The following is a 13,516-nucleotide window of genomic DNA, read 5'->3' on the forward strand; positions in this document are numbered from 1 at the left end:
CATCAAAACCATACAGCAATTATAATAAATCGTAACTATTTCGATTTAAGAGGAGAGTTTTTCATGAAAAAATGGACGATTATAGGCGGCGGTATTCAAGGTATAACAGCTGCCGTGCATTTACTGGAAAGAAACGTCTGTGCGATAGACGAACTATGTGTAATAGACCCGCATGAGGCTCCGCTCCATGTTTGGAAAAAGCGGACATCTAAAATAGAGATGCCTTACCTGCGTTCCTCGTTTGTGCATCACCTTTCATCCGACCCTTTCTCCCTGGAAAACTACGCTTCTTCAGACAAGGATTTTTACGGGCGTTACAAGCGTCCTTCCATAGAACTTTTTAACGAGCACTGTGCGTATCTTATTGATAGCCTCGGTATTTCAACCTCTTGGGTTCAGGATACTGTGACTGGTCTTGAAAAAAGCGCCGGACATTGGTACGTCAACCTGAAATCAGGAAAACAGGCCGTAAGTCAATTTGTCATCCTCGCTCCAGGAGGTGGTCAGAAGCTGCATATGCCTGATCCTCTCACGGAAACAGCTGTTCATATTTTTGATCCTCATTTTGATCTGGATAATGCAGGCAGTACACCAGCTGTTATTGGAGGCGGAATTTCAGCTGCTCATACGGCTTTGTATCTATCCCGAAAGAAAAATAAAAAAGTGACTTTCATTAAGCGCCATCCCCTGCGCGTGCATCCCTTCGACAGTGATCCGGCATGGCTCGGCCCGAAAAATATGCGGAAATTTACGATGATGAATAATTACGGGAGTCGCAGAAAGTGTCTTCACGACGCCCGCTACACCGGTTCCATGCCGCGGGAACTTTATTTTCGGCTGCTCCAGGAACAAAGGCGCGGCAATGTCGTGTTTCAGGACGCGCATATTACAGACTCCGTTTCCCGAAATGGTAAAGTAGAACTTTTTGATAGAAACCTCTCCTTAGGAATCTTTGATTCTGTGATCTGCTGTACAGGTTTTAAAAACAAGCTTCCCGAAGCCGGCTGGCTGCATTCTTTGATTTCCCGCTACTCTCTTCCCTGCGCCTCCTGCGGATATCCGGTTTTATCCTCTTCGCTGTTATGGGAAGATAGCTTATTTGCAGTCGGAGCTCTTGCAGAGCTGGAAATCGGCCCGGTAGCCCGAAATATTTCGGGTGCTCAGAGAGCAGCAGCCCGCATTACGGCTTTTGCAGAAGCTCAAAAAATTACCGCCGGCTTATAATCGATACGATGGCTGTCTAAGCTTCCGCATTTATCATTTCAGCAGACTCCTCAAATGCTGTACGGCTCCAGCTGATGACAGAAAAAAGCCCGGTCTGCGTGGGGAGACGCAGAGCCGGGCCTTTTCTAAGAGAGAATGTTCTTCCTGATGCCAGAAAGAATGTTTATAGTTTTTTTAGGACAGGGAACTGTCCTAAATTGGATATCAAGTAATTAAACGACGTAGCGCTCTTCTTCAATAACACGCTTCGCAAGTTCACGCTTCTTTTTGATCAAATCAATCGGAGTGTGACGCGTAAGCTTTTTAAGAATGGAAAGCATCGTACGAAGGCTGTCGCCGTCTTCCAGTGTAACGAGCGATTCTTTAGCAATCGATTCAATATGGTTGAATGCTTCCTGTGTATACACTTCTGTCATTAGAAGTTTCTGGGAAGTTTTTTCTGCTCCGGATTTCGCCATCGCTTTTTCCGTGCGGAGAATCATTGATTCGATATTGAAAACTTCATTTACGATGTCTGCAATATTCGCGAGAAGCTCCTGTTCTTTCTGAAGGTCCTCACCATAAGTCTGCGCGGCCGTTCCGGCAATCATCAAAAAGATCTTTTTACTGTTTTCAAGCAGATATTTTTCCTGCTCGAGCGGCTCATCGCCGACTTCCTGCGGCATCATCATCATAAGCTCTTCCTGCAGCCCCTGGGCCTGTTCGAGAAGAGGCAGCTCCCCTTTCATTGCTTTTCGCATGAGGGTGGCAGGTACGAGCATACGGTTAATTTCATTTGTTCCTTCGAAGATTCTGTTGATACGGGAGTTTCTGTACATCGTTTCAACTTCATATTCGGCCATAAAGCCGTAGCCTCCATGGATCTGCACTGCTTCATCAACTACGAAATCCAGCACTTCAGAACCGAAGAATTTGTTTAAAGAACACTCGATCGCATATTCTCCGATCGCCTGTCCAACGGCCTTTCCGTCCTGCTGTTCTTCTGCGGAGAGACTGCTGAAAGCATCTTCGATCATACCGCCCGTCCGGTAAATTGTACTTTCCATGGCGTACGTTTTAGCTGCCATTTCCGCAAGCTTTTTCTGTATAAGGGTAAACTTTGAAATTGGCATTTTAAATTGTTTACGCTCATTCGCATATTTAGCAGAAATTTCAATCGCACGTTTTGCTCCGCCGATACATCCGACACCAAGCTTGTACCGTCCAATGTTAAGAATATTAAATGCAATGACGTGTCCTTTGCCGGCTTCACCGAGCAGGTTTTCTTTCGGAACCTTCGCGTCCTGAAGAATTAATGTTCGTGTGGACGAGCCTTTAATACCCATCTTTTTCTCTTCCGGTCCTACCGACACACCGTCATACTCTCTTTCTACAATAAATGCGGAAAACTGCTCTCCGTCGATTTTCGCATACACAACGAAGACATCGGCGAATCCGGCATTTGTAATCCACTGCTTCTCTCCATTGAGCACGTAATGTGTACCTTCGTCATTCAGTTTCGCTGTTGTTTTCGCGCTTAACGCATCCGAACCGGAAGTAGGTTCTGTCAACGCATAAGCAGCGATTTTTGCTCCCGTCGCCAGGTCAGGCAGATACTGCTGCTTCTGTTCTTTCGATCCGAAAAATACGATCGGAAGAGTTCCAATTCCTACGTGTGCTCCCTGAGTGAGAGAAAAGGATCCGGCAAGAGCAAATTTTTCTGTAATAAGAGAAGAGCTGATCTTATCAAGACCGATGCCCCCGAATTCCTCCGGAACATCTGCTCCGAGGAGTCCTAGTTCTCCCGCTTCTTTCAGCAGGCGGACGGAACGGTCGAATTCGTGGTTCTCAATGAACTCAATTTCCGGAACGACCTTTTCTTTTACAAAATCCTCCGTCGTTTTAGCGATCATTTTATGCTCGTCAGTTAAATCCTCCGGCGTGAAAACTGCATCTGCTGTCTGGGATTCCAGAAGAAATCCGCCGCCTTTTGCTTTTTGTGTTGTTGCCATTTTTATCATCCTCTCTCTATTTTACAAAAGTTCAAATACCCCTGCTGCACCCATACCGCCGCCGATACACATCGTTACGACACCGAACTGTTCATTCCTGCGCTTCATTTCGTGAATAAGGCTCAACGTAAGCTTTGTTCCGGTACAGCCCAGCGGGTGACCGAGTGCGATCGCTCCGCCGTTAACGTTCACTTTGCTGTGATCAAGTTTTAAATGACGGATGACCTGCAGCGCCTGGGAGGCAAATGCTTCATTCAGTTCAAAAAGTCCGATATCCTCCATGGACAGCCCCGCCTGCTTAACAGCTTTCGGAATAGCTTCTACGGGCCCGATCCCCATAATTTCCGGTGCGACGCCGGCTACCGCAAAAGAGCGGAACTTCACAAGCGGAGTCAATCCATCCTGTTCAGCTTTTTCTTTATCCATTACAAGGACAGAGGCTGCTCCATCACTCATCTGGGAAGCATTCCCTGCTGTCACGGTTCCGTTCTGCTGATTAAATGCTGGACGAAGCTTGGCAAGTGTTTCTACCGTCGTGTCTTCCCGGACTCCTTCATCCTGCGCCAGAACGACGTCTCTTTCTTCGAGCTTGTTGTTTTCGTTCACACTTCGAAGCGTTACCGGTACGGGCGCAATTTCCTCTTCAAAGCGGCCGTTTTTAATAGCGGCTGCTGCCCGTTTATGACTTTCTGCTGCAAAGGCATCCTGATCTTCACGGGAAACGCCGAATTTTTTAGCTACTTCTTCAGCCGTAAAGCCCATTCCCATATAATATTCTGGAGCATGTTCCACGAGATGGGGGTTCGGTGCAATGACGTGCCCCCCCATCGGAATAAGACTCATTGATTCTGCTCCTCCGGCAATGATGGCTTCTGACTGACCAAGCATAATCCGTTCTGCTCCGTACGCAATGCTCTGCAGTCCTGAAGAACAATAGCGGTTGATCGTAATCGCCGGTACGTGCTGCGGGAGACCTGCAAGTGCGGAAATATTGCGGGCCATATTCATCCCCTGCTCCGCTTCCGGCATAGCACATCCGATAATGACGTCTTCAATCCGTCCCGGGTCAAAATCGTTTGCCCTTTTCAGCGTTTCTTTTATCGTATGCGCTGCCAGATCATCCGGACGGATGCTGGCAAACGTTCCTTTTTTCGCTTTGCCGACAGGAGTTCTCGCTCCTGCTACAATTACTGCTTCTCTCACTTCTGATCCCCTCCTTCAACTAGTTGCGCAGCGGCTTGCCTGTTGTAAGCATATGCTGCATACGCTGCTGGGTTTTCGGCTCCCCGATAAGGCTGAGGAACGCTTCTCTCTCTACATCAAGCAGATACTGCTCGTCTACTTCGGTACCGTATGGAACCCGTCCACCGGCCAGTACGAAAGCCAGTTTTTCCGCTATTTTTAAGTCATGTTCAGAGACTTGTCCTCCAAAACGGAGAGTTTTCGCACCGAGAAGCATCGTAGCATAGCCGCGCTCTCCGACTACCGGAATCTTCTCCCGCTTCGGAGCACGATATCCCTGCTCGTAAAGATAGAGGGCCTTATTTTTGGCATCTGTCAGAAGGTGGTCTCCGTTAATACTGATATCATCCTGCGGGCGGATAAATCCTAGTTTCTGCGCTTCGTGGGCGCTTGTACTTACTTTCGCCATCGCAATCGTTTCAAACACATTATTGGAAACTGCCTGCAGATCGACCTTTGTTCCTTCCGGGATACGGTTTACGTGGCGGAGATACAATTCTTTATTTCCTCCGCCTCCGGGAATAAGTCCGACGCCTGCTTCCACAAGCCCCATGTACGTTTCCATCGATGCCTGAATTCCGGCAGATGGCAGGCAGACTTCCGTACCTCCGCCAAGCGTCATTTGGAAAGGCGCAGCGACAACCGGTTTTTCGGAATAACGGATTTTCGCCATTGAATTCTGGAACTGGCGCACAACGAGATCTATCTCTGGGAAGTTCATATCCTGTGCTTCCATCAGCATCATCATTAAGTTGGCACCTACGCAGAAGTTCTTGCCCTGATTGTTGATAACAAGTCCCTTATAATTTTTTTCGACTTCCTCAATTGATTTATTGATCATCTGCATGACGTCGAGGCCAATGGAATTATTAGGTGAAGTAAATTCAAGAACAGCTATGTCATCCCCAATATCGATAAGGGAAGCACCTGTATTTTTCATAATCACGTTGCTGTCATTTTTGAACGACTTCAGATTAATCACTTTTTCATTAATATCCGCCTCGGTATACTGTCCTTTGTGATAGTACCGGGCATACCCTTCGTAGAAAGAAGTTTTTCCATCTGCAAGCATGTTTTCCACCCACTCTGGAATCTTTTCCCCTTCCTGTTTCATCCTTGCTGTGGATTTTTCAACGCCAAGGGCATCCCATGTTTCGAACGGGCCTAGTTCCCAGCCGAATCCCCACTTCATTGCCTGGTCCACATCGTAAATGGAATCGGCTACTTCCCCGGCCTTTTCAGCAGAGTAGAGCAGCGTAGCTTTTAATATATTCCAAACAAGCGTGCCAGCTTTATCATCCGCATAGGCAAGCGCCTGGATTTTAGCTGCTTTGCCTTTTGCCTGCTTGCTCTGCTGGACAGAAGGCGCTTTCATTTTTTTGCGCGTCACGTATTCCATTGATTCGTAATCAAGCTCCAGGATTTCGCTTCCTTCCGCTGTCTTTTGTTTTTCATAGAAGCCTCTGCCCGTTTTGCTTCCAAGCATCTTCTCTTCAATCATTTTTTCCATAAAAGCGGGAGGGTTAAATACTTCTTTTTCTTCTCCCTCTACTTTGTCGTAAACATTTTTTGCAACGTGCATGAATGTATCAAGACCAACGACATCGAGAGTTCTAAACGTAGCGCTTTTGGGACGTCCAAGGGCAGGTCCGGTCACAGAATCCACTTCTCCGACCGAATAGCCGCCTTTTACCATTTCCCGGACAGTTACGAGCAGTCCATACGTGCCAATCCTGTTTGCAATAAAGTTAGGTGTATCTTTCGCCTCAACTACACCTTTACCGAGTACGTCTTCTCCGAAGCGCTTCATAAATGAAAGCACATTTTTATCTGTTTCTTTCGTCGGAATAACTTCCAGCAGCTTCAAGTACCGGGGCGGATTGAAAAAGTGTGTGCCGAGGAAGTGTCTGCGGAAATCTTCCGTTCTTCCTTCGGCCATCGCTTCTATGGAAATTCCTGAAGTGTTGGAGGTGATAATCGTACCGTCACGACGGTATTCATCCACCTGGGCGAAAACTTTCTGCTTAATTTCCAGGTTTTCAACTACTACTTCAATAACCCAGTCCACTTCATTCAATCGGTGCATGTCATCTTCAAAGTTTCCGGGTTCAATTAAATCCGCATTTTCCTGCCGCGCCAAAGGAGCCGGTTTTTGTTTCTTCAGCTGTTGAACCGCTTCTGAAGCCAGCTTGCTGCGAACTTTTTTTGCTTCCATCGTAGCTACACTGCCCGTATTTTCCTGAGCTTCTTTCGGCACAACATCGAGCAGAAGCACCGGAATACCAATGTTCGCCAGGTGTGCAGCGATTCCTGAACCCATAATACCGGAGCCGAGAACGGCCGCTTTTTTAATATGACGTGTCATGAGAAACCTCCTTGCGTTCTATTTTGAATGAATACTCATTCATTTTTAACTTAAAAAAATAATCTCCTGCGCTACTTTTACTATATATAATTTTTACCAATCATGCAACCTCAATTGTCAAAAAACTTTTTCTGTTTATTTTCAAACTGTATAATTGCTTCTGCTGCGGGAAACGTCTGTTTTCGTTTGCCATTGGCACTTTCCGGTCTGGCCGTGGAGGAGTCTGGTCGAACCACGGCTGATCTCCCATAAAAAAACTGCCCCGGAAAATCCGGGACAGTTCCTTTGGTTATGAGGATCGACGCATAAAGCCTGTATAACGCCGGTCGATCAGCTGACTTTCAATACGCTTCATCGTATCAAGGGCAACACCCACAACGATGAGCAGTCCTGTACCACCGATCTGTACAGAAGGCGGGAGCCCCGCTGCCTGTCCGAGAATCAACGGTAAAATGGCTACCGTTGCAAGGAACAGGGATCCTACAAACGTCAGACGGTAAAGGAGTTTCACAATGTAATCCTGGGTTGCTTTACCTGGACGGACTCCTGGAATAAAGCCGTTCTGGCGCTGCAGATTTTGAGCCATCTGCTCCGGATTCATCTGCACAAACGTATAGAAATAGGCAAACGCGATAATGAGGATCGCATAAACGAGCATTCCTATCGGATTCGTATAATCAAATGTCTGCACAATCCACGTCGCTATTGGACTGCCCTCTCCCACGAAGTTTGCTACTGTTGGAGGGAAAATGAACAAGGACATCGCAAAGATTACCGGAATTACGCCTGCCGCGTTGACTTTAATCGGGAGATGGGACGACTGTCCGCCTGTCGCACGGCCTCCGGCTGCAATCTGCTTTGCGTATTGAACCGGAACTTTGCGCTCCGCCTGCTGCACGTAAATAACGCCGACAACAACAGCAAGAATCGCAAGTACAATTAAAGCAACGATAATAATATTCATGAACAGCTGCTCTCCTGCATCAGCAATGTAGATAGAGTAAAGCTGCATGACGCCATTTGGTATACCTGCGGCAATACCTGCGAAAATCAGGATGGAAATCCCGTTTCCAACCCCTTTAGCTGTAATTTGCTCACCAAGCCAAAGCAGGAAGGCTGTACCACCAGTAAGTGTAATGGCAATGATTAAATAAGTTGCTATGGAAGGATCAGGTACAAGACCAGGCATCAGGTTGTTGAACCCGATGGACATGCCAAGAGCCTGTACAAAAGCGATCCCTACCGTACCATACCGGGTGACCTGGGCAAGCTTTTTTCGTCCAGCGTCTCCTTCACGGGACCACTCCGCAAATTTTGGAATAACATCCATGCGAAGAAGCTGCACGATAATGGACGCTGTAATATACGGCATAATTCCCGTTGCAAAAATGGAGAAGTTCTCCAGTGCACCACCACCGAATTGGTTCAGGAAGCCGAGAGCAGCAAACCCTTCGAAGTCTACCGCATCTGCGTTCACCCCTGGTGCCGGAAGATGGGCACCAATACGGAACACCACTAGAATAGAGAGTGTAAACAAAATCTTATTACGCAGATCTCCCGCGCGGAACATCCCTTGTAAAGTATTAAACATACAACTATCCACCTCTGTTTCATTTCAAAAATCTATGATGGAGCGTAACCGCTTACGCTTCCTGATGCGTCTTCGCATCCCCTATCATCATATACTGCTGTCATTTATTATAAAAATACTGCTTAATTAGTTTATCATATTAAACTGGGCAACGCTCGGACAATTTTACCTATCATAAAAAAAATTATAAAGAAGCTTTTTTCCGGGGCTTTTTCAGTATAAAAACAGCTTCCCGATAGAGGCTTCCCGCAGGTGAAAGTTTAGTCAGCAAGAAGAGAATGCCTCATAGAGACACTCTCTTAGATCTTTTTACCTATTTTTTATAACGCTTCTTTTAATGCCTGTTCATAAGCTTCCTGAGACTGGAGGCCGGTTAATTTTTTATTACCGATAATAAAAGTTGGAACAGCCTGCACTCCGTCCCGGTGAGCTGCACGTATCGATTCTTCCCTCGCTTCAGAAAAATGCCTCTCTTCCAGAGCTGTTCTAAAATCCCTGCCGCTGAGTCCTGCCGATTCAGCAAGTTCCTGAAGTACGGCTGGATTCCCAATGTCTTTACCATCTTCATAAAAAGCACGGAAAACAAGATGGGAATATTCATTTCCTCTATTATATTTTTTGGCGAAAAGAAGTCCTTCATGGGCAAGATGGGTGTGCGGCTGCGGATCGGTTAAATTTAACCGCATCGTCACATCCAGCTCCTCTGCAAGCGGCATGATCGACTGGTGCCAGGCCTGCTGGATATAGCTGCTGTGGGGACTGAGAGTTTTCTGCGGATAAGGCCTCAATTCAAAAGGCAGCCACTCTACTTCAGCGTCTTCCCCTTCCAATGCACGAAATAGCGGAGCCTCCGCTAAATAGCAGAAAGGTCAAACAAAATCACTGTAAATACGGACGGTTACTGTCATGAAAATCACTCCTTCTATATAGTAGGAGCGTAACAGATTCTTCCCCGTCATGCTTAAAAGAAGACTTACTGCATAACTGTTTCGAGCCAAAACTCACTCGTAAACCAGTCCGGGCGGATGGCTGGATCAAGTTCCGATAGCATGAGCGCCGCTTCCTGTATAGAAGAAGCTTCTCTCAGGCTTAATAAAAACCCCGCTGCTAAACAGGCAGCATCACGATTCGCTTTCAAACCGCTGATTACGATCCGGTGTCCTTCTACAAAGCTGTGCTCAAGCAGACGGATTAGTTTTACAAACACCTGTTCCCGGTAATGTTCGTGTTCTTCCCCGAATAAGAGCCTTCTCGTACCATAAAGCGGGAAACTAAGCGGATAATCATCCAGCGCTACCAGATATACAACCTCTTCCTTCTGCAGTTCTTCGAAAGTATAATGCAGTTTTTTATGAAAAACAGATTTTTTCAAAAAAGAATGAATTGCTTCCATTTTTTCCAGCCTCCTTTTTAAAGATCTGTTTACAGAGTTTTTCACTGAAAAGCAGCAATTCCCTCATAACTTATAGCTGTGTTAAAGTCTGTGGCTCTTACGCATACTTGGTGGTATGAAGCTATAACCGGCCTGCGCCCCCATGGAAACGAAAGCGCCCGTTTATCGTTTATCTACTTTTTTTTCAAGGCAGCCTAACTTATAATTATCACTCTTTTGCGCAGGAACTGAGAAGCTGTGAGAGCAGTTTTTATAATTAATGCTCATCTATCAGGAGAGCACAGGTGAAGCCGCAAGCTGCTTTCCTTCTTTTAATGTTCCGCTTACAGGATAAACAGTTCCACTGACATCAGGGAGATCTTCTCTGGCACATTTTAAAACTGCCGCTTCTTTCCCTTCCAAAAACCTTACCTCCGAAACCAAGTCAGGAAGGTCCTGTAAATGTTCTCCTGTAATGAACCAATAAGGAAAATTATCCTGCTCTTTCGTTTCTTGTTCCTTTCTCTGTTCCGTATAAGGAGGTTCTGCTTCCGCCGTATTCGTCCAGTGATTCACTATATCTTCAATTACTGCACTTGCTGTCGGGAACTTCCCGGCTCCTGCACCCTGAAATAACAGCGACCCGACAATGCTCCCTTTTACGTGGATCCCGTTGTTGACCCCTTCTACTCCATAAAGAGGATGGTCCGCATCGACAAACCGGGGTTCTACGCGTGCTGATGTGCCCTCCAGGACAGCAGTATGTTTTATACGACCATAAAAAGCAGCTGCCAGATGCAGGTCCCTTACGTCTATTCCGCGGATCCCCCTGGGCTTCTCCTCCGGCCAAACCGGCGGCTGTCCATGCAGCCAATGACTGAGGATCACCGTTTTATACCAGGCATCCCACCCATCAACGTCCTTATCAGGAAGCGCCTCTGCATATCCAAGCCTTTGAGCTTCTTCCAGTGCGTCTTCGAAAGAAGTTCCTTCTTCTCTCATTTTTGTTAATATAAAGTTCGACGTGCCGTTAACAATTCCTTCAATTTTTTCTACATTGTTAACTTTCAATGTATGGCGGATACTGCTTAATACAGGAATACCCCCGGCTACTGCTGCTTCAAAATAGAGACGGCAGTCATTTTCTGCAGCCAGATGGAGCAGTTCTTCCCCGTATTTAGCAATAAGCTCTTTGTTGGCTGTCACTACGGTGATTCCCTTTTCGAGAAGCTTCTTTACGATTGGATACGCCGTTAAAGCATCCGGTACAGCTTCCACTGCCGTATCAATCTCTTCTTTATAAAGAGTTTCTATATCTTCTGAAATTTTCGTGCCTGATTCTGTTGTTCTGGATTTTTTTCCATCTTTTACGACAATAAGCGGTATAGTAAACCCGCCGACCAGTTTCTCCACTTTTTCCCTGTTTTCTTCAAGCGCTTCGTACACGCCGCTCCCTACTGTCCCATATCCGACAATTGCTAACCGCTTAGCTCTGCTCATGAAAAATCTCTCCCTTTATTAAAATGTTCTCAAAATAAAAACTCTCTCTATCAAAAAAGATAGAGAGAGTCGTGTATACAGAGATACCGTCTCCCTTATCTTTCAGAATTAACATTCTGCAGGATTTGGCACCTTCCAGGTTGTTCCTGGTGGTTGCCGGGTTTCATCGGGCCAGTCCCTCCGCCGCTCTTGATAAGAGAAGTATGTAATTGATTGACTGTAGCTTAGCACAGCATTGAAGCAGGTGTAAAGGTGGATACCCAATCTTTTCTCTATTGAATCCATTTTCTCATAGAAGGCAGATCCTGTTCTGTCTTTTTTTACCGCAATCTGGAGTGGGCATAGGGCGACTTCGATGTAATAAAGGACGAGCCCCACTCGACGGAGGAAGGGATTAGCTGAAGCGGGCCCTGCGCCCTCATGAAAACGAAAGCGCCCGTTTTATCGCTTATCTACTTTATTTTCAAGACAGCCAACGATAAAAAAAGAGAGGCGGTTCCTGCATTTTCCAGGAACCACCTCTCTCCGCTTACTTATCCAGATCAGCGTCGGTCACTGCTCCTTTGGCAGAAGAAGAAACGAGACGCGCATATTTCGCAAGTATTCCGGTTTTATACCGGGGTTCAGGTGCTTTCCATGCTTGTCTGCGGCGATCCAGCTCATCCTCATCGACATGCATATTAATTTCCTGCGTGTCACTGTCGATCGTAACTGTATCCCCGTTCTGCAGGAGTCCGATCGGTCCGCCGGCAGCCGCTTCCGGAGCAATATGGCCGATGACAAAACCGTGGGATCCTCCGGAGAAGCGTCCGTCCGTCATAAGTGCCACTTTTCCGTTCAAACCACGTCCGACTATCATGGCTGTAATCGAAAGCATTTCCGGCATACCCGGACCGCCTTTAGGTCCGACGTTGCGGATGACGAGAACATCTCCTTCAACAATTTCTCCCGCTTCGATAGCCGTGGTGGCATCGGCTTCGCTGTCGTACACTTTGGCGACTCCTTCAAAGCGGCTGATTTTCTGACCGGACATTTTGGCAACGGAACCTTCCGGAGCGAGGTTTCCTTTTAGTACAACAAGCGGTCCGGTTTTTTTGAAAGGATTATTAATAGGACGGATCACTTTCTGTCCTTCTTTTAAATCAGGCACGCTTTCCAAATTCTCGGCCATTGTCTTTCCGGTCACTGTCATACAGTCTCCGTGAAGCAGACCTTCTTTCAAGAGAATTTTCATCACGGCTGGTACGCCTCCAACTTCGTAAAGGTCCTGCATTACATATTTTCCGCTCGGCTTCAGATCGGCGATGTGAGGCACCTGTTTACGGATATGTTCGAAATCTTCAAAGTCGAGTGGTACACCCGCAGAATGTGCCATCGCAGTCAGATGAAGGAACGCATTTGTCGATCCGCCCAGCGCCATGACAACGGTAATAGCATTTTCAAATGCTTTTTTTGTCATGATATCTCTCGGATAAATATCGTTTTTCAACAGGTCTATTACAAGTTCTCCCGCCTGCCGGCATTCTTCTTCTTTATAATCGTTCACTGCAGGAGTGGATGAAGATCCCGGAATACTCATACCGAGAGCTTCCACAGCAGAAGCCATCGTGTTCGCTGTATACATACCGCCGCATGCTCCGGCACCCGGACAGGCACTGCATTCCACTTTGTGAAGCTGCTCCTCATCGATAATCCCTTCCTGATACTGCCCGACTGCTTCAAAAGAGGAAACAATATCAATATCTTTTCCATCGAGTTTCCCTGGAGCGATTGTCCCCCCATAGACGTAAACGGCAGGAAGATTCAGGCGCCCCATTGCCATAATGCAGGCCGGGGTTGTTTTGTCACAACCGCCGATTGCTACGAGACCGTCCAGGCGCTCCGCTCCGACAACCGTTTCAATAGAGTCCGCAATTACTTCCCTGCTTGGCAGCGAATAATTCATGCCTTCATGCCCCATAGCTATACCGTCTGCAACCGTAATTGTGTTAAAAATCATCGGAGCTCCGCCGCCGTCAGCTGCTCCTCCTTTTGCTTTTCGGGCCAGTTTATCAATATGTACATTACAAGGGGTGACTTCACTCCATGTACTTGCCACACCAATCATTGGTTTTTTAAAATCTTCATCCTCAAATCCTACAGCACGCAGCATAGATCGGTTCGGCACACGGTTGGCGCCCTCACTGATTACTTTACTGCGGATTCTCAAGTCTTTTTCTTCACTCATACGA

General features: G+C 46.8%; 9 protein-coding genes, 1 pseudogene and 1 riboswitch. Of the genes and pseudogenes, 1 reads left to right on the top strand and 9 read right to left on the bottom strand.

Annotated features, from left to right (window positions below; translation table 11 throughout):
- Positions 1–63: 63 nt before the first annotated feature.
- Positions 64–1,224: an FAD/NAD(P)-binding protein gene (locus FTX54_RS13795; protein WP_187254601.1), complete on the top strand. Its 1,161-nt coding sequence runs from the start codon at positions 64–66 to the stop codon at positions 1,222–1,224.
- Between the two features lie 212 nt (positions 1,225–1,436).
- On the opposite strand, the gene FTX54_RS13800 is transcribed toward FTX54_RS13795, so the two are convergent.
- The 9 genes and pseudogenes from FTX54_RS13800 to ilvD all read right to left on the bottom strand — a co-directional run bounded on the left by FTX54_RS13800 (position 1,437) and on the right by ilvD (position 13,512).
- Positions 1,437–3,215: an acyl-CoA dehydrogenase family protein gene (locus tag FTX54_RS13800; protein WP_147804315.1), complete on the bottom strand. Its 1,779-nt coding sequence runs from the start codon at positions 3,213–3,215 to the stop codon at positions 1,437–1,439.
- A gap of 21 nt (positions 3,216–3,236) precedes the next feature.
- Positions 3,237–4,418, bottom strand: a complete 1,182-nt coding sequence (locus tag FTX54_RS13805) for an acetyl-CoA C-acetyltransferase (protein WP_147804316.1) — start codon at positions 4,416–4,418, stop codon at positions 3,237–3,239.
- A 19-nt stretch (positions 4,419–4,437) separates the two neighbouring features.
- Entirely contained in the window at positions 4,438–6,822 is a 2,385-nt protein-coding gene (locus FTX54_RS13810; RefSeq protein WP_147804317.1) for a 3-hydroxyacyl-CoA dehydrogenase/enoyl-CoA hydratase family protein, read from the bottom strand.
- A gap of 110 nt (positions 6,823–6,932) precedes the next feature.
- A complete protein-coding gene (locus FTX54_RS13815; RefSeq protein ID WP_281285253.1) occupies positions 6,933–7,058 on the bottom strand; it encodes a hypothetical protein in 126 nt (41 codons plus the stop codon).
- Positions 7,059–7,111: 53 nt separating this feature from the next.
- Positions 7,112–8,413, bottom strand: coding sequence for a preprotein translocase subunit SecY (secY, locus tag FTX54_RS13820; protein WP_147804318.1), 1,302 nt, complete (start codon positions 8,411–8,413; stop codon positions 7,112–7,114).
- Between the two features lie 320 nt (positions 8,414–8,733).
- Positions 8,734–9,270, bottom strand: a pseudogene (locus tag FTX54_RS13825) (DsbA family oxidoreductase); the annotation flags it as partial.
- Positions 9,271–9,386: 116 nt separating this feature from the next.
- Positions 9,387–9,806, bottom strand: a complete 420-nt coding sequence (locus tag FTX54_RS13830) for a hypothetical protein (protein ID WP_147804320.1) — start codon at positions 9,804–9,806, stop codon at positions 9,387–9,389.
- A 270-nt stretch (positions 9,807–10,076) separates the two neighbouring features.
- Positions 10,077–11,285, bottom strand: a complete 1,209-nt coding sequence (locus FTX54_RS13835; protein ID WP_147804321.1) for a homoserine dehydrogenase — start codon at positions 11,283–11,285, stop codon at positions 10,077–10,079.
- A 92-nt stretch (positions 11,286–11,377) separates the two neighbouring features.
- Positions 11,378–11,484: riboswitch (SAM riboswitch) on the bottom strand.
- A gap of 330 nt (positions 11,485–11,814) precedes the next feature.
- A complete protein-coding gene (ilvD, locus tag FTX54_RS13840) occupies positions 11,815–13,512 on the bottom strand; it encodes a dihydroxy-acid dehydratase (protein WP_147804322.1) in 1,698 nt (565 codons plus the stop codon).
- Between the last annotated feature and the right edge of the window lie 4 nt (positions 13,513–13,516).

The organism is Alkalicoccus halolimnae, assembly GCF_008014775.2.
Lineage (GTDB): Bacteria > Bacillota > Bacilli > Bacillales > Salisediminibacteriaceae > Alkalicoccus > Alkalicoccus halolimnae.

Bases quoted from the DNA above. Each gene is read 5' to 3' on its own strand.
- ilvD (WP_147804322.1), bottom strand. From the start codon at position 13,512: ATGAGTGAAGAAAAAGACTTGAGAATCCGCAGTAAAGTAATCAGTGAG.
- secY (WP_147804318.1), bottom strand. From the start codon at position 8,413: ATGTTTAATACTTTACAAGGGATGTTCCGCGCGGGAGATCTGCGTAAT.
- FTX54_RS13810 (WP_147804317.1), bottom strand. From the start codon at position 6,822: ATGACACGTCATATTAAAAAAGCGGCCGTTCTCGGCTCCGGTATTATG.
- FTX54_RS13800 (WP_147804315.1), bottom strand. From the start codon at position 3,215: ATGGCAACAACACAAAAAGCAAAAGGCGGCGGATTTCTTCTGGAATCC.
- FTX54_RS13795 (WP_187254601.1), top strand. From the start codon at position 64: ATGAAAAAATGGACGATTATAGGCGGCGGTATTCAAGGTATAACAGCT.
- FTX54_RS13835 (WP_147804321.1), bottom strand. From the start codon at position 11,285: ATGAGCAGAGCTAAGCGGTTAGCAATTGTCGGATATGGGACAGTAGGG.
- FTX54_RS13830 (WP_147804320.1), bottom strand. From the start codon at position 9,806: ATGGAAGCAATTCATTCTTTTTTGAAAAAATCTGTTTTTCATAAAAAA.